14 protein-coding genes are annotated in these 16,486 nt (G+C 72.4%); 6 read left to right on the top strand and 8 right to left on the bottom strand.

Going from position 1 to position 16,486, the window contains the following annotated elements; all coding sequences use genetic code 11:
• Positions 1 to 370: 370 nt before the first annotated feature.
• Entirely contained in the window at positions 371 to 2,506 is a 2,136-nt protein-coding gene (locus ACWDN5_RS08650; RefSeq protein ID WP_449675567.1) for a P-loop NTPase fold protein, read from the top strand.
• Here the strand turns inward: ACWDN5_RS08650 and ACWDN5_RS08645 are convergent.
• Positions 2,503 to 3,342, bottom strand: coding sequence for a helix-turn-helix transcriptional regulator (locus ACWDN5_RS08645; protein WP_449675565.1), 840 nt, complete (start codon positions 3,340 to 3,342; stop codon positions 2,503 to 2,505). The genes ACWDN5_RS08650 and ACWDN5_RS08645 overlap by 4 nt on opposite strands.
• 126 nt (positions 3,343 to 3,468) lie before the next feature.
• Here ACWDN5_RS08645 and ACWDN5_RS08640 point away from each other — a divergent pair, with 126 nt between their 5' ends.
• The gene (locus tag ACWDN5_RS08640) at positions 3,469 to 4,242 is read left to right on the top strand and encodes an SDR family NAD(P)-dependent oxidoreductase (protein WP_449675563.1); all 774 of its coding nucleotides are present in this window, start codon (positions 3,469 to 3,471) and stop codon (positions 4,240 to 4,242) included.
• Here ACWDN5_RS08640 and ACWDN5_RS08635 read toward each other — a convergent pair.
• The 3 genes from ACWDN5_RS08635 to ACWDN5_RS08625 all read right to left on the bottom strand — a co-directional run bounded on the left by ACWDN5_RS08635 (position 4,233) and on the right by ACWDN5_RS08625 (position 6,714).
• Entirely contained in the window at positions 4,233 to 5,111 is an 879-nt protein-coding gene (locus ACWDN5_RS08635) for an alpha/beta fold hydrolase (RefSeq protein ID WP_449675561.1), read from the bottom strand. The two genes, ACWDN5_RS08640 and ACWDN5_RS08635, sit on opposite strands and share 10 nt — an antisense overlap.
• A 67-nt stretch (positions 5,112 to 5,178) precedes the next feature.
• A complete protein-coding gene (locus tag ACWDN5_RS08630; RefSeq protein WP_308670772.1) occupies positions 5,179 to 5,361 on the bottom strand; it encodes a CsbD family protein in 183 nt (60 codons plus the stop codon).
• 87 nt (positions 5,362 to 5,448) lie between these two features.
• Complete coding sequence (locus tag ACWDN5_RS08625) at positions 5,449 to 6,714, bottom strand: cation:proton antiporter domain-containing protein (protein WP_449675559.1); 1,266 nt, start codon at positions 6,712 to 6,714, stop codon at positions 5,449 to 5,451.
• A gap of 344 nt (positions 6,715 to 7,058) precedes the next feature.
• Here ACWDN5_RS08625 and ACWDN5_RS08620 point away from each other — a divergent pair, with 344 nt between their 5' ends.
• On the top strand, positions 7,059 to 7,403 hold the full coding sequence (locus tag ACWDN5_RS08620) for a hypothetical protein (RefSeq protein WP_310973115.1): 345 nt from the start codon (positions 7,059 to 7,061) through the stop codon (positions 7,401 to 7,403).
• A 39-nt stretch (positions 7,404 to 7,442) separates the two neighbouring features.
• Positions 7,443 to 8,750: a cytochrome P450 gene (locus ACWDN5_RS08615; RefSeq protein ID WP_449675557.1), complete on the top strand. Its 1,308-nt coding sequence runs from the start codon at positions 7,443 to 7,445 to the stop codon at positions 8,748 to 8,750.
• Here ACWDN5_RS08615 and ACWDN5_RS08610 read toward each other — a convergent pair.
• The 4 genes from ACWDN5_RS08610 to ACWDN5_RS08595 all read right to left on the bottom strand — a co-directional run bounded on the left by ACWDN5_RS08610 (position 8,734) and on the right by ACWDN5_RS08595 (position 12,264).
• Positions 8,734 to 10,041 carry a DJ-1/PfpI family protein gene (locus tag ACWDN5_RS08610; RefSeq protein WP_449675555.1) on the bottom strand — a complete coding sequence of 436 codons (1,308 nt, stop codon included), beginning with the start codon at positions 10,039 to 10,041 and terminating at the stop codon, positions 8,734 to 8,736. The genes ACWDN5_RS08615 and ACWDN5_RS08610 overlap by 17 nt on opposite strands.
• A gap of 2 nt (positions 10,042 to 10,043) precedes the next feature.
• Complete coding sequence (locus ACWDN5_RS08605) at positions 10,044 to 10,433, bottom strand: hypothetical protein (protein WP_310973112.1); 390 nt, start codon at positions 10,431 to 10,433, stop codon at positions 10,044 to 10,046.
• Positions 10,434 to 10,519: 86 nt separating this feature from the next.
• Complete coding sequence (locus ACWDN5_RS08600; RefSeq protein WP_449675553.1) at positions 10,520 to 11,173, bottom strand: response regulator; 654 nt, start codon at positions 11,171 to 11,173, stop codon at positions 10,520 to 10,522.
• A complete protein-coding gene (locus ACWDN5_RS08595; RefSeq protein WP_310973110.1) occupies positions 11,170 to 12,264 on the bottom strand; it encodes a sensor histidine kinase in 1,095 nt (364 codons plus the stop codon). Before ACWDN5_RS08595 ends, ACWDN5_RS08600 begins: the two co-directional genes overlap by 4 nt.
• Positions 12,265 to 12,384: 120 nt before the next feature.
• Between ACWDN5_RS08595 and ACWDN5_RS08590 the strand changes: the two genes are divergently transcribed.
• Both ACWDN5_RS08590 and ACWDN5_RS08585 read left to right on the top strand, forming a co-directional pair.
• Positions 12,385 to 14,964 carry a glycosyltransferase gene (locus ACWDN5_RS08590; protein ID WP_449675551.1) on the top strand — a complete coding sequence of 860 codons (2,580 nt, stop codon included), beginning with the start codon at positions 12,385 to 12,387 and terminating at the stop codon, positions 14,962 to 14,964.
• Complete coding sequence (locus ACWDN5_RS08585; protein ID WP_449675549.1) at positions 14,964 to 16,394, top strand: radical SAM protein; 1,431 nt, start codon at positions 14,964 to 14,966, stop codon at positions 16,392 to 16,394. The genes ACWDN5_RS08590 and ACWDN5_RS08585 overlap by 1 nt, the downstream gene beginning before the upstream one ends.
• Positions 16,395 to 16,486: the final 92 nt, after the last annotated feature.

Below are 16,486 nucleotides of genomic sequence, written 5' to 3'. Positions count from 1 at the left end.
GAACCCGTTTTCCCCGCTCGCGGTCGCCACCCCCTCTCGCGTTCCCGTGTTCACGATCGAATCGGAACCGTTTCGCAGGGTCCGTGCCTGCCTCGGTGACTACCTCGGTGAATCCGCGGGCCCGGGCAGCACGGTCGTCGTCCTCGGGGAGCACGGCACCGGGAAGACTCACACCGCCCTGAGCCTGGTGCGGTCGGTGGTCGATCCACCCATTACCAGTGTGTACGTGGAGGCGGGGAGCACGTTTCGGGAAACGTACCTGCGTCTCGTGAATCAATTGGGCATCGACACCTTTGTCGACCTGGCGGGAGGACTCGACGAGAAATCCCGCGGATACGTTTCGGAGCCGGATTTCGTCAGCGCGCTCTTGATGCTCTTGCAAGCCGAGTTCAAGACGGCGGTCTGGGACTGGCTCACCGGTCAACTGCCCGCCGATGCCCTGCTCTACCGGGGGATTACCTGGGCGATTGACTCGGAAGCCGCGGCGTTGAAGGCCATCGCTTCGATCGCCCAGCTGTACGGTGCCCAGCGGCGGAAACTGGTCGTAATGCTCGACGATCTGCGAATAGTGCAGTTGAGTGCGTTCCGGTCGCTGCTTGAGGTGTTGTTTCTTTCCGGAGTCCTGCTCGTGCTGCTGGGAACCCCGGACTTGCTCGAGCAGCTCGGTGCGGACGTCCGTCAGCGCATCGGCCAGGTGATCGTGATGACTCCGTTCACGGTGGACGACGTCCGAGCACTCATCGAGCAGTCGCAGGGACGGTCTTCGGGACGTTATCGCCTCGAGCCGTTCACCGAAGAAGCCGTCTCCCACCTCGTGGACCTGACCGGCGGCAACGTGCGCGCCGTGATCAGGCTGTGCCACGAGGCCTTCCGGCGGGCCACGGCGGAAGGGGTGCCGGCGAACGCCGTTTTCGTCGACCAGGTGGCCCGAGACACCCTGCCGACGATCGAAGCGGCCGACGAGCCGCCGCCCGACGTCCAGGAGAAGTCCGATGTCGAGTGGACCACCGACACGCCGACCGAGATCGACCTGCTCAAGCGGGACGCCCTCGCCGAGGTGCTCGCCTCCCGGATCGTGGAAACCCGGGAGCGGCACCCGGACACGTCGTTGATCGTGCACGTCGACGGGGAGTGGGGTGCCGGCAAGAGCACACTCCTGGGCCTGCTGGGCCGGCGGCTCACGGGTGCAGGCCTGCTCGTCACCCCGTTCGACGCCTGGCAGCAGTCGCGGTTGTCGCCGCCGTGGTGGGCGCTGCTCACGGCGGTCCGGAACGCGATCGTGCAGGACCGGGGCTGGTGGGCGCGGCGGCGGTTCAAGGTGAAGGAGCTGGCCGCGCGGGCCCGTCGCTCGGGGGCACCGTTCGTGCTGTCGGCCATCCTGCTGGTCCTGTGCGCGGGCGGGGTCGGCCTGCTCGTCCGCGCGATCGTCGGGACCCAGCAGCCCGGTTCGGAGTGGCTGAAGGTGGCACTCTCGGCGATCGCGGCGGTCGGCGTGCTGTGGCCCGGTGTCCGGGTGGCCGGCCGGGTCCTGCTGTGGGATTCGGCCGGGGGTGCCCGGCTGTTCGAGCAGACCGGCGCGAACCCGATGGGCCGGGTCGCCGAGCACTTCGACTGGCTGCTCCGCCAGTCGGGCAAGCCGGTCGTCCTGTTCATCGACGACCTCGACCGGTGCAAGCACGACTACGTGGTGGAAGTCCTCGAAGCCGTCCAAACGCTGCTGCGGGCCGCTCCCGGCGGCCGTGGTGGCGGGCCTCCGGCGGCCTACGTCGTCGTCAGTGCCGACGGATATTGGCTCCGGCAGAGCTTCGCCACGTGGTACGCGGAGTTCGACGAAGAGGGAAGGCAGTCGGCCGGCCGGTTGGGTTACCAGTTCATGGACAAGCTCTTCCAGCTGACCGTGCCGATGCCGGCCCTGGGCACCGCGGCCCAACGACGGTTCCTGGGTCACCTCTTGAACGTCACCGAGGGCGATGCCGACCTGCGGAAGGCCCCCGCCGCCGTCGAGGCCAGGGGCAGGATCCAGGCCGCCGCCGGCGACGAGGGCCGGATCCTGGCGGCGCTCGACGCCATCGCCGAGCCGGAGATCCGCACCGCCGTGGCCGTCGACGCGGTCCGCGCGGTGGCCGCGCCGGAGACACAGGCGAACACCGAGCACATGCTGCGGAAGTTCGCACCGCTGATCGGCAGCAACCCCCGGGAGATCAAGCTCTTCCTCAACACCTACAGCATCCTGCGTGCGGTCCGGACGCTTGAAGGCCACACTCCCGAGACCGGGCTGCTGGCGTTGTGGGCCGTCCTGCGGGTCCGCTGGCCGGCGGTCGCCGATCACCTGCAACGCCGCCCGGCGTCCGTCCTCGGGATCCGGGAGCCGCAGTGGTGTCCCGAGCTGTTCCCGGAGCACCTGCTGGACGTCGTCCGCGGCAAGGAGTTGCGCGCGGTCGTCGGCGACCCGGTGCACGGCCCGCTGACCGAGGACGCCATCCGCCGCTGCTGCGGAGCGGACTAGCGCCGGTCCTCGACCAGTGACTGCGTCCCGATGACACCTAGCAGTGCCAGCCGGTCGGCGGCCTCCGTGCCCGGCTCGGCCGTGTACACCATCATGCGCAGGTCGCTGCCCGTCACGCTCAGGACGTCGCAGTCCAGGGTCAGCTCGCCGACGTCCGGGTGGTCGATCGTCTTGCGGGCGGCTTCGTGCCGGCCGATCGCGCCCGAGTCCCACAGGTCTGCGAACCGCGGGCTGTGCTGCCGGAGGTCGGCGATGAGCGTCCGGAGGCCGGTGTCGTCGGGGTAGGTGCCGGCCGTGCGGCGCAGGTCGGCGACCAGGGCGGCCTGGAGCGCGTCCCGGGACTCCGGGCTGTCGCGCACCCGGGCGTTGGGGCTGAGGAAATTGCGCCGGACGCCGTTGAGGTCGTCGCCGTGCCATTCGCCCATCAGCGCCGTGTACAGCGGGTTGGCCAGGAGCTGGTTCCAGGCCGCGTCGAAGACGGCGACCGGGGTGCCGGCCAGCCGGTCCAGCATGCGGTGGACGCCCGGGGTGATGTGCCGGGGGACCGTGCCCGGGCCCGGCGGCACGAGCCCGGCCAGGCGGAACAGGTGCGTCCGCTCGTCCCGCGTGAGGCGCAGCGCCCGGGCCAGCGCCTCGACCACCTGCGCCGACGGGCTGGTGGCGCGGCCCTGCTCGAGCCGGACGACGTAGTCGGCGGAGATGCCCGCCAGCTGGGCCAGTTCCTCGCGGCGCAACCCGGCGGCGCGACGACGGCGGCCCGCGGGCAGGCCGGCGGCCTGGGGCGGGACGCGGTCGCGCCAGTGGCGCAGGGCCGTGCCGAGTCCGGTGTTCGCCATACCTCGATTGTGCAAGCCGGCCGGGCGGTTGTCCTGGTACTGCCGCTCCCAGGAAAACCGGGCCGCTTCCTGCGCCCTCGCCGCGGGCCGATCGTGGTGGCAGACCCCACGGAAAGGATCGCGACCATGAACCAGCTCGCCCTCGTCACCGGCGCCACCTCCGGCATCGGCCGGGCCTTCGCCGACCGCCTCGCCGCCGACGGCTACGACCTGATCGTCACCGGCCGCCGCGAGGACCGCCTCGCCGAGCTCGCCGCCGCCCACCCGGACGCCGAGATCCGCACGGTGGCCGCCGACCTGTCCACCGACGACGGCGTCGCGGCCGTCGCCGCGCTCTGCGCCGCCGAGCCGCTGACCCTGCTGGTCAACAACGCCGGCGTCGCCCACTACATGCCGCTGGCCCAGCTGCCCGCCGGCAAGGCCGGCGAGCTCGTCCACGTCAAGGTCGCCGCGCCCACCATGCTGACCCGCGCGGCCGTCGCGGGCATGCAGGAACGCGGCGAGGGGAAGATCGTCAACGTGGCCGGGATGATCGCGTTCAGCGGCCCCGCCGACGCCTCCGTCATGCCCCGCCGGGCCGTCTACGCCGGTTCGCTGGCCTACCTGGTCGCCCTGTCCCAGACCCTGAACGCCGAGCTCGAGGGTACCGGCGTCCGGGTGCAGGTGCTGTGCCCGGGTGTCGTCGCGACCGAGTTCCACGAGCGGCAGGGCCTCGACCTCAGCACGGTGCCCCGGATGTCCGCCGCCGACGTCGTCACCGCGTCCCTGCGCGGCTTCGAGCTCGGGGAGGTCGTCACCGCCCCGGGAGTCGAGGACGCCGGGCTGCTCGACGCTGTTTTCCGGGCCGACCTCGCCGCCTTCGGCGGGCAGCGCCCGGAACTCGCCTCCCGCTACCGCTGAAGCCCGCCGAAGAACTCACCCAGCGCGGCCGCGAGGGCCTCGGGATTCTCCTCGGCGACGTGGTGGCCGGACTTGATCGCGTGCCCGCGCAGGTCGGTCGTCCACGGCCGCCAGACGGCCAGGACGTCACCGTAGAGGTCTTCCAGGTCGTCGTCGCTCGACCAGAGCACCAGGGTGGGGCAGGTGATCCGCCGGCCGGCGGCGCGGTCGGCGTCGTCGTGGGCGCGGTCGACGCCCAGGCCCGCGCGGTAGTCCTCGAGCATCGCGGTGACCGTGGCCGGGTCGTGGATCGCGCGGTGGAAGTCGGCGAAGTTCTCCGCACCGAGCCGCTCGGGCGAGTTGCGCGTGCCGACGTCGTACCAGGCGTCGGGATCGGCGGTGATCACCCGCTCGGGTTTTTCCGGCTGGGCGAAGAAGAACCAGTGGTACCACTCGCGCGCGAACCGCGCGTCGCAGCGGTCCAGGGCCTCGACGATCGGGACGGCGTCGAGGATCGCGGCGCCGCGAATCACGTCCGGGTGATCGAGCGCCAGGCGGGTGGCCACGTAGGCGCCGCGGTCGTGGCCCGCCACGAAGAACACGTCGTGCCCGAGGTGCCGCATCAGCGCGACGCAGTCCGCCGCCATGACGCGTTTGCTGTAGGGCGTGTGGTCTTCGTCGGTCGGCGGCTTGGCGGACTCGCCGTAGCCGCGGGTGTCCGGGCACACGACGGTGAACCGCTCGGCGAGCCGCGGGGCGACGCGGTGCCACGTCGTGTGCGTCCGCGGATGCCCGTGCACCAGCAGGATCGGCGGCCCGGAGCCGCCGTGGCGCACCCGCAGCGGCACGTCACCGACGTCGACGCGCTCCAGCGTGAAGCCTTCGAACATGCACAGTCCCCCGGACACGAACCCGCTGCCGCACCCCGGCGTCCGGGGCGCGGCAGCGGGAAACGGGTCACTTCTTGTCCGTGACGCCCTTCACAGCGTCCTTGATCTTCTCGCCGGCCTGCTTGAGCGAGCCCTTGGCCTGGTCGGACTTGCCCTCGGCCTGCCACTGCTCGTTGCCGGTGGCGTCGCCGACGGCTTCTTTGGCCCGGCCCTTGAGCTCTTCGCCCTTGTTTTCCAGCTTGTCGTTCATCAGGGTGCACCTTCCGTCGTAGCGACATTTCCGGATCGGCCAGTCGCCAAAGGGGCCTTGCCTGGGGGTTACCCACTGGTTCGCGGGCTACACATCGGCCGGCAGGTGCCCGCCCATCCGCTCGATCCGCTGGATCGCCGGCTCCGCGAGCACGCCGTGCACGACCACCGACACCGCGACGGCGAGCGCGCCGACCCGCCACAGCACGTCCTGCTGCGGCACGGGAAGCCGGTTGAGCGCGTAGGCCAGGTAGTAGAGCGTGCCGATGCCGCGGACGCCGAAGAACGCGATCGCCGCGGTGGCCGGCCGGCCCGGCGACGGCGCGCCGAGCAGGGACAGCCAGCCCACCAGCGGCCGGACCACGAGCACGGCGACGACGGCGAGCACCACTTCGAGGGGCTGCAGTCCGCGCAGCAGGCCGTCGCCGATGGCCAGGCCCAGTCCCAGCAGGGCGAGCGGGACGAACAGCCGTTCCAGCTGGTGGCCGAAGGCGTGCAGGACGCCGTGGTAGTCGTGCTCGCGTTCCTGCGTGCGGACCGCGACGGCCGCGACGAACACGGCAACGAACCCGTTGCCGTGGACCAGTTCCGACAGGGCGTAGGGCACGAACGCCAGCGCCAGCAGGACCAGGCCGTCGGCGTACTCGGCCAGCCGCAGCCGGTCCGACGGCGCTCGGAAGATCGCCCAGCCGAGCAGCCGCCCGCTCAGCAGGCCGGCCACGACCCCGACGGCCAGGGGCAGCAGCAGGTCCACCAGCACCCAGGACAGCTCCAGACGCGGCTGCCCGCTCGCCAGGGCCAAGCCGAGGAGGACGAACGGCATGGTCAGGCCGTCGTTGAGCCCGGCCTCGGTCGTGAGCGTGAAGCGGATCTCGTTGTTGCGGGCCAGTTCCGGCTCGACGTCGGGGTGCGGGACGCCGATGTCGCCCGCCAGCACCGGATCTGTCGGCGCCAGCGCCGCGGCCAGCAGCAGGGCGACGCCGGGGGCCAGCGCCAGCCACCAGTGACCGAGCACGGCGATCGCGAGGATCGACACCGGCATGGTGATGGCGAGCAGCCGCCACGTCGAGCCCCAGCGCTTCAGGCCGAACGGGCGGTCCACCGACAGGCCCGCTCCGGCGAGGGCGACGAGAATGCCCAGCTGGGCGAAGGATTCCACGCCGTGCAGATGGGCGGCGGGGTCGCTCCAGCCGTTGCCGTAGGGGGCGGGCAGCGGCAGCAGCCCGAGCACGACGCCGGCGCCGAGCATCACCAGCGGCACCGAGAACGGCCGGTCGGCGACCAGCTTCGGCACGATCGCCGCGGCGAGCGCCAGCAGGCCGGCCACTCCGAACAACACGGTCAACGACGACAAAAGGCTCCTCCTGCTCACCGGTCCCCGCGCCACCGCGATCGGCCGGGCACCCGGCAGCCGGGTAGCGTGGCAGGAAGAGGCGCGCCGCGACCCGGATTCCCGGCGCGCGGGCGGCGAAACCGAGGAGGCCGCGGTGACGTACGGGGCAGGCCGGTTCTCCGGCAGGCAGCTCTGTGTGAGCGGCGCGGGGGACGTGCGGGCGGCGGCACCGAGGAGGCCGCGGTGACGTGCGAGGCAGGTCGGTTGTCCGGTCGGCGGCGTGATCCTCGGGTGGCCGGCCGGAGCGGGCCGGTCTGCATGGGCGGTGCGAGTGGCGCGCGGGCGGCGGGACCGAGGAGGCCGCGGTGACGGCGGTGAACGGGGCGGGCGGGCCCTGCCGGTTCTGCGGGAGGCGGCGGGATCCCCGGGTGCCCGGCCGGAGCGGGCCAATCTGCGTCGACTGCGTCCGCGCCGGCCTGCGGGTGGCGCGCGACGGTGCCGACCGGGAAAGCGGTGCCGGTGACGTGCTGGCCGCGGTGACGTCGCCGCTGGCCGCGGTGTGCGATTTCTGCGGGCGCCGGGAACGCCGGACCTTCCTCGGGCTCCGGCGGCCGCTGCTGCGGGTCGACTGCGCCGCGCGCGACGCGGTGATCTGCGTGGACTGCCTGGACCACGCCGGCGACGTACTGAACGTCGCCCTGCGCGGCTAGCGGCGTTTCCGGACCGGCGCCCGCGGGTAGCCGGGCGCCATGACGTCCACTCGGGAACACCGCACGCACCCGGAGACCGCTTCGGTGGCCGAAACCCTGCGTGTCGCGCTCGGAGTGGCCCTGCCCACGCTGGCCGGCGGGGTGATCAAACGCCGTCCCGCGGCCATGGCGGTGGCCGGGAAACTGCAGTACGACCGCCCGGCCGTGCGGCTGCTGCGCCGGCTGCACGACCGCCACTACGGGCACCCGCTGAAACTGCGCGTGCCCGGCCGGTCGGTCGGGCTGGCCCTGTCCGGGGCGGACGTGAAGCGGCTGCTGGCTGGCGCCCCGACGCCGTTCAGTCCGTCCACAGTGGAGAAACGCGCCGCGCTGGGGCATTTCCAGCCGCACGGCGTCCTCATTTCCGCTCCGGCCGACCGGCCCGCCCGTCGCCGGTTCACCGAAGCCGTCCTGGAACCCGGCCGTCCGCTGCACGAGCTCGCGGCACCCTTCGCCCGCGCCACCGCCGAGGAGGCGGCCGTCCTGCGGACGTCGGAAACGCTCGACTGGAACACCTTCAACGTCGCCTGGTGGCGGCTGGTGCGCCGGATCGTGCTCGGCTCGCAAGCCCGTGACGACACGACACTCACCGACCAGCTCGAACGGCTGCGGCTGGACGCGAACTGGGCGTACCTGCACCCGAAGCGCAAGCAGCTGCACGCACAGTTCCGCGCACGGCTCGTCGCCCACCTCGGCCGCGCCGAGCCCGGCAGCCTCGCCGCCGTAATCGCCGAGACCGGCGAAGACACCGCGCCCGACCAGGTGGCGCACTGGCTGTTCGCGTTCGACGCGGCCGGCATGGCGACCTACCGGACGCTGGCGCTGCTGGCGAGTCACCCGGCGGCCCTGGACCGGGCCCGCACGGACCTCGACGGCGTCGACCTGGCCGAGCCGAACCAGCTGAGCTACCTGCGCGCGTGCGTGCTGGACGCGGTCCGGCTGTGGCCGACCACCCCGATGATCCTGCGCGAGACCACCGAAGAGACGACCTGGGGCCCGGCGGGGACGACGGTGCTGATCTTCACGCCGTTCTTCCACCGGGACCCGGACCTCCCGTACGCGGATCGGTTCGACCCGGACCTGTGGCTCGACGGCCGCGCGGCGGAGAACCCGGCGCTGGTCCCGTTCAGCGCGGGCCCGGCAGTCTGCCCGGGCCGGGACCTGGTCCAGTTCTGCGCGAGCACGATGCTGGCGAACCTGCTGCGCGACCACCGGTACGAGCAGGCGTCGGGGACGGTGCTGTCCCCGGACCGCCCGCTCCCGGCCACTCTCGACAACTTCCACCTGAAGCTCAGGCAGCTCGGCTGAGCCGCCTGCGCCGGACCCGGACGACCACGACCACCGCCGCGACGCCCGCCAGGATCAGCGCGATCGGCAGCGCCGTCGGCAGCCACGGCCAGGCGTCGCCTTCAAAGACGACGTCGTCGGTGGGTAGCTCCAGGACCTTCGCGGTCCACCGGGCGGTCGCCACGTCGGTGCGGCGGGACAGCGCGCTCACCGCGGTGTCGTACGGGAAGCCCGGCCGGTCGTGGACGTACTCGGGCGCCGGCCCGCCGGGTGCGGTGATCCCGCGGGTCGCGCCCGGCACGAGCAGCCGGTCGAGGTCCGCCGAGGCGAGGGCCGCCCGGGGCAGGAACACCAGCCCGTGCCGGGAGCGGATCGGGCCGCCGTCGAGGCTCACGGCGAGGGTGCGCGAGGACAGCGACTGGCCTTCGGTGTCGAACACCGACGCGAGTTCGACCTCGCCGACGCCGTTCGCGAGCAGCACGCCGATCTCGTCGGGGGTCCAGCGGAACCCGGCGTTGACGATCGCGGCCGCGCCCGGTGTTCCCTCCGGGGGGTGCACCGGCACCGCGGTGCCGTAGCGGCGCCAGCCGATGGCCGCCGCGGCGTCGGCCGCCACCTGGCGCCCGGCCAGCCGCTCTACCCAGTGCAGGGTGCCGTCGATGCCGGAGAGGATCCCGGCCGTGGTCACGACGGTGCCGTCGTCGACGAACCGTTCGCCGCGGACCCACCGCACCGCCGGGTATTCGGCGGCCCAGGCGTCGACCTTGAGCCAGTGCGCGGTGGCCGGCCGCCCGTCGAGCAACCCGGCGGAGGCGAGCACCGCACCGCCGTTGCAGACGCTCAGTAGCTTCGAGCCGCGTGCGGCCTGCTCCCGCAGCCACGTCGTGACCGGTTCGGCGCTGGGCTCGCCGACGTCCGGGAACGCCGGCACGACGACGAGGTCCGGCGCCCGGGACCCGAGCCGGGTGGCGAGGCCGGCGAAGTCGAAGTCGGGCACCAGGTCGAGGCCGCCGGTCAGCGGCTTCGGCTCGCGGTGGGGTGCGACCGTGTAGACGTTGAACCGGCCGGTCGCGGCCAGGATCTCGTAGGGGGCCAGTGCGTCGGAGACGACGGCACCGCGGTCGCCGACGACGACCACCGCGGTCGGCTTGGCCGGGTCGTGGGGGCCCGGCGCCGCGGCGGGGACGGGCCGCGCCGGGCCGGCGGCGTAGAGCGCGTCGAACGCGCCGAGGGCGGCGACGGTCGCGCCCGCGGCGGGGACCACCAGCACGGCGATCACCGCGGCGAGGAGGAAGGCGATGCGCTTCAGCATGGTCAGTGCCAGTACTCGGCGCGGCGCCACACCATGGCGGCCAGCATCAGCGGGAACATGATCACGTGCCCGGCGACCATCAGGGCCGTGCCGGAGATCGCGCCGAGCCAGTACGGCACGAGCAGCGCGACGAACGGCAGGTACATCACCGCGGCCATCTCGGCGATCCGCGGCCACGAGTGCCGGCGCAGCGCCATGGCCAGGACCATCGCGACGGTCATGTCCGTGGCCATGACGAGCGCGTCGACGTCCGGGCGTTCGAGCCAGGCGGACGGCCACAGCGGGGCGAGCGCCACCATGCCGACGAGCATGGCGACGACCATCTCGACGTAGTGGCCGGTGAACCGGGCGAGCTTGCGGGCGGTGGTCCGCGGGGTTTCGGTGGTGGTCATGAGTCCCTCCAGGTTGTTCCTGGAAGGAGGATCGCGGCCGGCGGCCGTGCTGCCAGGTGCCGGAAGTCATGACCGGGGGTCACGGTCTAGAGCAGGCCGAGGTCCCTCGCACGCAGGGCGGCCTGGGTGCGGTCGCGGGCACCGAGCTTGCCCAGCACGTTGGTGACGTGGTTCTTCACCGTGCCCTCGGCGAGGAACAGCGTCGTGGCGATCTCGCGGTTGCTGCGGCCGTCGGCGAGCAGCCGCAGGACGTCGAGCTCGCGCGAGGACAACGGCACCACCAGCGGCTGCGGCCGGGGCTCCGGCGCGTCCGGCAGCTGCGCGAACCGCGCGACCACCTTCGCGGCCACCGACGGCTGCAGCACCGACTCCCCGCGCGCCGCGGCCAGCACCGCCTCGACCAGCCGCGCCGACGAGACGTCCTTCAGCAGGTATCCGACGGCACCCGCGCGCAACGCCGCGAAGACGTCTTCGTCGTCGTCGAAGGTGGTCAGCGCGATGACCCGGGTGCCGGGCTGCTCCGCCCGCAGCCGCCGGGTCGCGGCCACGCCGTCGAGGACCGGCATGCGCAGGTCCATCAGGACGACGTCCGGGGTCAGCGCGGCCGCCGAGCGCAGGGCCTCGTCGCCGTTGCCGGCTTCGCCGACGACGGCGATGCCCTCGTGCGTGGCGAGCAGGGTGGCCAGGGCCTCGCGGAACAGGGCCTGGTCGTCGACGAGCAGGACGCGGACCGGCGTCATCCGGGGATCTCCATGGTCAGGGCGCTGCCGCGGCCGGGGGTCGAGGTGAAGGCGAGCTCGCCGCCGAGGTGGGCGGCCCGCTCCCGGAGCCCGACCAGGCCGAAGCCGGTCGGCGGGCCGCCGTCGCTGCCGCGGCCGTCGTCGCGGACCTCGACCCGGACCGCCGCCTCGGCGTAGTCGAGCACGACGTCCGCCGTGGCGGCGCCGGCGTGCTTGCGCACGTTCGTCAGGCCTTCCTGCGCGGCCCGGAAGAGGGCTTCGCGCTGCTCGTCCGGCAGCGGGCGTTCGGTGCCGGTCACCGTCAGCCGGGCCGTGACCCCGGTCGCCGACGTCTCTTCCGCGAGGGCCTTCAGCGCCTCCGGCAGCGCCGGGACCGGCCGCGGCTCCCGCAGCGTCCGCACCGAGCGGCGCACCTCGGCCAGCGCGGTTTCCGCCTGCTCCTGCGCCTTCGCGAGGACGTCGTCGGCCTTGCCGGGATCGGTCGGCAGTACCGCCCGCGCGGCCTTCACCTGCATCTGGACGACGGTGAGCGAATGCCCGAGCCCGTCGTGGATGTCGCGGGCGACCCGGTTGCGCTCCTGCGCCGTCGCGAGCCGTTCCGCCTGGGCCGCGTAGTCGCGGAGTTTCGCGTGCGCTTCGGCGAGTTCGGCGCGCGACCGCTGCTCCCGCAGCAGCAGCTCGGTGATGATCGCCGCGAACAGCACCGAGATGAGCGTGCCGATCCCTTCCCGCAGGCCTTCGCCCAGCGACATCCCCAGGTGGACGAGCGGGACCACGGCGATGACGAGCGCGATCGCCGGCCGCGGCAGGCGCAGCAGCACGCACTGGCTGACCAGGACGACGAGGAACAGCGTCGTCCCGACGCCGGCGTCGATCGTGAAGAGCACGAAGGCCAGCGGCAGCTGCACGGCGACGTAGGCCGCGCCCCACGCGAGCCCCTTCCCGTCGCGCACCCAGCCGAAGGCCGCCGTCGCCAGCGCGGCGAAGACCACGCCGAGCACCAGGGCGAGCCAGGGTTCCCCGGAGCCGAGGACCCCAAGCACGATCGAGAGGAGGGCACCGCAGGTCAGCACCCCGAGGGCCCGGTTCATGCGGTCACTGTGGAGGCTGCGGCGGCCCGCGGTCAACCACGAACGCGTTCACACGGCCGTTCGACACCCCGGCGCTTACGCTGGACCCGACGGCCAAGCCGATTCGGGGGTTTGACATCGATGTCAGTGCTCTGGGGCGTCTCGTTCGACGCCACTCCGCTGTCCGGGGTCGTGGTCGAGTTCCTCAAGACGGCGCACCGCTTCGCCGGTCGGGGCCACCGCGTCCACCTCGACCTCGGGTACGACATCAAGGCCGACAAGGACGCGTTCTTCCGGCCCTACCGCGACGAGGCCCAGCTGCTGCCGGCGTGGGTCACACTCGACCGCGTCGAGGGTGTCGAGCGGATCCGCGGCTACGACCGCGCGTTCGTCGAGCGGGTCCTGCGCGAAGTCGTGCAGGGCGGTGACACCGCGCTGCGGCCCGAGATCGACCGGATCGCCGGGGAACTGGCGGACCGGATGGTGGCCACCTGGGAACGGCTCGGCGTGACCGTGGTCCTGGTGGAAAACGGGACCCTGCCGGAAAACCTCGCCTACACCGAGGCGCTCTACGCCGCGATCGACCGCTACGGCGCGCGGCACCGGCTCGGCCGGTTCGTGTTCTGGCGCGACCACGACCTGATGTGGCAGAGCGAGCCGGGGATCGCCAAGTACGGCACGTTCCCGTACCCCGGCGTGCCCGCGCCGCGGAACTCCCCGCACATCCACTACTTCGCCCTGCACGAAGAGGCGCTGGCGCGGACCCTGGAGTGGGTGCCGGGCCTGGCCAACATCGACGTCCTGCCGAACTCCTTCGCCATCGCGCCCGCGCGGATCGACGAGCGCAACGCGGCTTTCCGGCGCGACCACGGCATTCCCGACGGCGTCCCGCTGCTGGCCCGGATCACCCGGATCATCCCGCAGAAGCGCATCGACCGGGACCTCCACCTGCTCGCGCTGCTGCCGGACGCGTGGCTGTTCGTCGCCGGCGACACCCGCGAGACGCCGACCGAGCACGCCCGGCTCGTCGACCTCGCGACGCGCCTGGGCGTGCGCGAGCGGGTCGTGTTCGGCGGCTGGCTGACGCCGTACGACACCGCGGTCCCCGGCCGGTACTCCGTGCGCGACCTCCTCGCGCACGCGACGGTCGTGTCGTTCCTGACCTCCTACGACTACGAGAGCTACGGCAACCCGGTGAGCGAGGCGATCGCCTCCGGGACGCCGTACATCACCAGCGGCTACGAGCTCTACGACGTCGTCTACGCCGGCTTCCGGGCCCCGGTGCTGGACATCCGGAGCCGCGACCTGCCGGACGCGGCGTTCGCGCGCGAAGTCGCCGAGCTGATCACCGACGAAGGGAAACGGGCGGAAGTGGTGCGGGTGAACTCGGAACTCGGGCAGGCGCGGTTCGGGGCGCGGGTCGTCGACGAGCTGGTCGACCGGCTGTACCCACCGCCGATGGGCGCGGCGACGCGGCTGAGCGTCGTACTGCCGGTGTACAACGAAGCCGCGAACCTCCCGGAGGTGCTGCGGACCCTGCACGACCAGCGCGACGGCGACGCGCCCCTGGACAAGAGCCGGTACGAGGTCGTGCTGGTCGACAACAACTCCACCGACGACACGGTCGCCATCGCGCACGCCTTCGCGGCCGCGCACCCCGACCTGGCCCTGCACGTCATCCACGAGCCGGAGCAGGGCGTTTCGTGCGCGCGGCGGGCCGGGATGGACTTCGCCGCGGCCCGCAGCCGCAACCGGCCCGACAGCGACCCGGGGGAGCGGTTCTACCTCGTCTCCGCCGACGCCGACTGCCGCGTCGACGCGCACTGGCTGAGCGAACTCCTCGACGCGATGGAGACGACCAAGGCCGCGATCGGCGTCTGCGACTACTACTACAACGCCGAGCACTTCACCGGCCGGCCGCGGCTGTGGGACGCGATCCAGCGGACCCTGCGCTGCCGCGCCGTCACCTTCGCGCTCTTCGGCGGCTTCCCCGACGGCAAGGGCTTCGCCGTCGAGCGCGACGCCTACGAGCGCGCCGGCGGCATCGAGATCTTCTACCAGCTGCAGGACGGCAAGTTCGTCAACCACCTCTCCGACGACTGGGACTTCGGGATCAAGGTCGCCAACGGCGGCGACCCGATCACCTACGCGCCGCGCTCGCGCGTCGAGATCAACCCGCGGCGCGTGGACCACGCCATCGACGAGGTCATCGCCGGCCGCGCCTACGGCTCCGACGGCATCATCGTCATGCGCGACATCCGGCCGTCGGCGCCCTCGGAACCCACCGACCTCACCGAAGCCGAGGCCGAGCAGGCGTGGGCGTTCTCGATCAAGGACTTCACGCCGAAGAACACCATCCTGCCGGTGCTGCTCACCCCGGCGCTGCTCGAGGACGACGCCGTCATCGCGTTCTTCGGGCCCGATCTCGCCGCGCGGCTGGCGCGGCGGATCAGCGAGATCCGGCACGAGATGCGCGTCGTCGACTTCACCCCGATCCACGCCTACAAGACGCCGTCCTACCGGCTGTACTTCGAGTTCGCCGACGAGCTGTTCGCGTGCCTGCGGCGGCACGTCGGCGAGGACATCGGGTACCCGCCGCCACTGCCGCCCTGCCTGGCGGAGATCCCGGCCGCGCGGTTCGCCGAGTTCGTCCGCTACTACTGCGAAGACCGGGAGTCCGGCGAGGCCCACAACTACTTCGGCAACGGAGGGGTGTTCTGATGACCCTGGGCTATGAGGAAGCCGTCGGCTCGCTGCACGCGCTCGACCCCGCGTGGCCGCGGCCCGCCGTGCTCGACGTGCTCGAAGCGCCGGAGAACCGGCACCTCCTGGACTTCGTGCAGGAGGACCCGTTCGGGGCGCACGTGTTCCCCGGCAACGTGCCCGGCACGCCGGCGGAGTTCCTGGCCGACCTCGACGCGCAGCTCGCTTCGTCCGGGCCGATCCACCTGTGGTCCTACATCCCGACGTGCGCCTACCGCTGCCGGTTCTGCCAGTACCCGGTCGTGCTGGTCAAGGGGAAGATGGAGAAGGCGGCGGACTGGGTCGACCTCAACATCGCCGAGGCGAAGCTGTGGCTCGAGGCCGTGCCCCACCTGCGTGGCGCCGAGGTGGGCGAGTTCAACGTCTTCGGCGGCACGCCGTCGCTGCTGCCGGAACCCGAGATCCGGCGCCTGCTGGAGTTCTACCGGTCGAACTTCGGGTTCACGCCGGAGACGACGATCCGGTTCGAGGGCGACCCCAGCACGTTCACCCCGGCCAAGCTGGAACTGCTGCGGGAACTGGGCTGCACCAAGCTGTCCAGCGGCGTCCAGTCGTTCGACGACCACGTGCTCCGGCTGTGCGGGCGGGAGCACTCCGCGGACATGTGCGTCGACTTCGTCCGCAACGCCCGGTCGCTGGGCTTCGAGTGGGTCAGCATCGACCTGATGTACGGCCTGCTCGACCAGACCCTCGACAGCGTCCGCCGCGACCTCGACATCGTGCTGGAGAACGAGGTCACCGCGGTGGTCTGCACGAAGCTGCACCTGGCGTCCTACAGCGACACGCGCACCGGCGTCACCGGCGAGAAGCCGGCGGCGTGGCAGCTGCCGTCCTACCGGGACAAGCTGGTGCGCGACGGCCACCGCTGGCCGCCGCTCGGCGAGCAGTACCAGATGCGGGAGCTGCTCACCGAGGGCTTGCGCGCGGCCGGGTACACCGAGCACCCGACGATGTACTTCGCGCGCGACGGCCTCGGACCCGAGAAGTGGAAGTCCATCATGGTCGACCAGGACAAGCAGGAACCCGAGGTCGCGATCGGCCTCGGCGGCAGTTCGAGCTGCCGCGCGTCGGAAGCGATCACCGACGTGAACTCCCGCCGCTACACCGAAACCGTGCTCTCCGGCCGGATCCCGCTGGGGTCGGCGACCCGGTTCACGCCCGAGGCGCAGGAGGCGCGGGCCGTCAAGATGGCGCTGACGACGTTGCGGCCGGTGCGGGATTCCTTGCACCGCCAACGCTTTCCGGGCCGCTCGCTGTTCGCGGAGCCGTGGCTGGGCAAGTTCCGGTCGCTGGCCTCGCGGGGCCTGGTCCGGTTGGGCCCGGACGCCGTCGAGCTGACCCCGGCCGGGGAGGTGCTCGTCGAGGCGATCATCACCACCGAACTCTGAAGATCACTGCATCGGGTGACAGACGCCTCGCGGGAAGCGCGCGCGGCAGGCAGCATGGGCTCCGGACCTGTTCCCGACGTGATCGGAGCCCG

The organism is Amycolatopsis sp. NPDC003731, from assembly GCF_053586895.1.
Note: the sequence above shows the minus strand (reverse complement) of the source record. Positions and strands in the feature narration are given on the sequence as shown.

Coding starts and splice junctions, on each gene's coding strand:
- ACWDN5_RS08650 (WP_449675567.1), top strand. CDS start 371: ATGCTCTTGCAAGCCGAGTTCAAGACGGCGGTCTGGGACTGGCTCACC.
- ACWDN5_RS08645 (WP_449675565.1), bottom strand. CDS start 3,342: ATGGCGAACACCGGACTCGGCACGGCCCTGCGCCACTGGCGCGACCGC.
- ACWDN5_RS08640 (WP_449675563.1), top strand. CDS start 3,469: ATGAACCAGCTCGCCCTCGTCACCGGCGCCACCTCCGGCATCGGCCGG.
- ACWDN5_RS08635 (WP_449675561.1), bottom strand. CDS start 5,111: ATGTTCGAAGGCTTCACGCTGGAGCGCGTCGACGTCGGTGACGTGCCG.
- ACWDN5_RS08630 (WP_308670772.1), bottom strand. CDS start 5,361: ATGAACGACAAGCTGGAAAACAAGGGCGAAGAGCTCAAGGGCCGGGCC.
- ACWDN5_RS08615 (WP_449675557.1), top strand. CDS start 7,443: ATGACGTCCACTCGGGAACACCGCACGCACCCGGAGACCGCTTCGGTG.
- ACWDN5_RS08610 (WP_449675555.1), bottom strand. CDS start 10,041: ATGCTGAAGCGCATCGCCTTCCTCCTCGCCGCGGTGATCGCCGTGCTG.
- ACWDN5_RS08605 (WP_310973112.1), bottom strand. CDS start 10,433: ATGACCACCACCGAAACCCCGCGGACCACCGCCCGCAAGCTCGCCCGG.
- ACWDN5_RS08600 (WP_449675553.1), bottom strand. CDS start 11,173: ATGACGCCGGTCCGCGTCCTGCTCGTCGACGACCAGGCCCTGTTCCGC.
- ACWDN5_RS08595 (WP_310973110.1), bottom strand. CDS start 12,264: ATGAACCGGGCCCTCGGGGTGCTGACCTGCGGTGCCCTCCTCTCGATC.
- ACWDN5_RS08590 (WP_449675551.1), top strand. CDS start 12,385: ATGTCAGTGCTCTGGGGCGTCTCGTTCGACGCCACTCCGCTGTCCGGG.
- ACWDN5_RS08585 (WP_449675549.1), top strand. CDS start 14,964: ATGACCCTGGGCTATGAGGAAGCCGTCGGCTCGCTGCACGCGCTCGAC.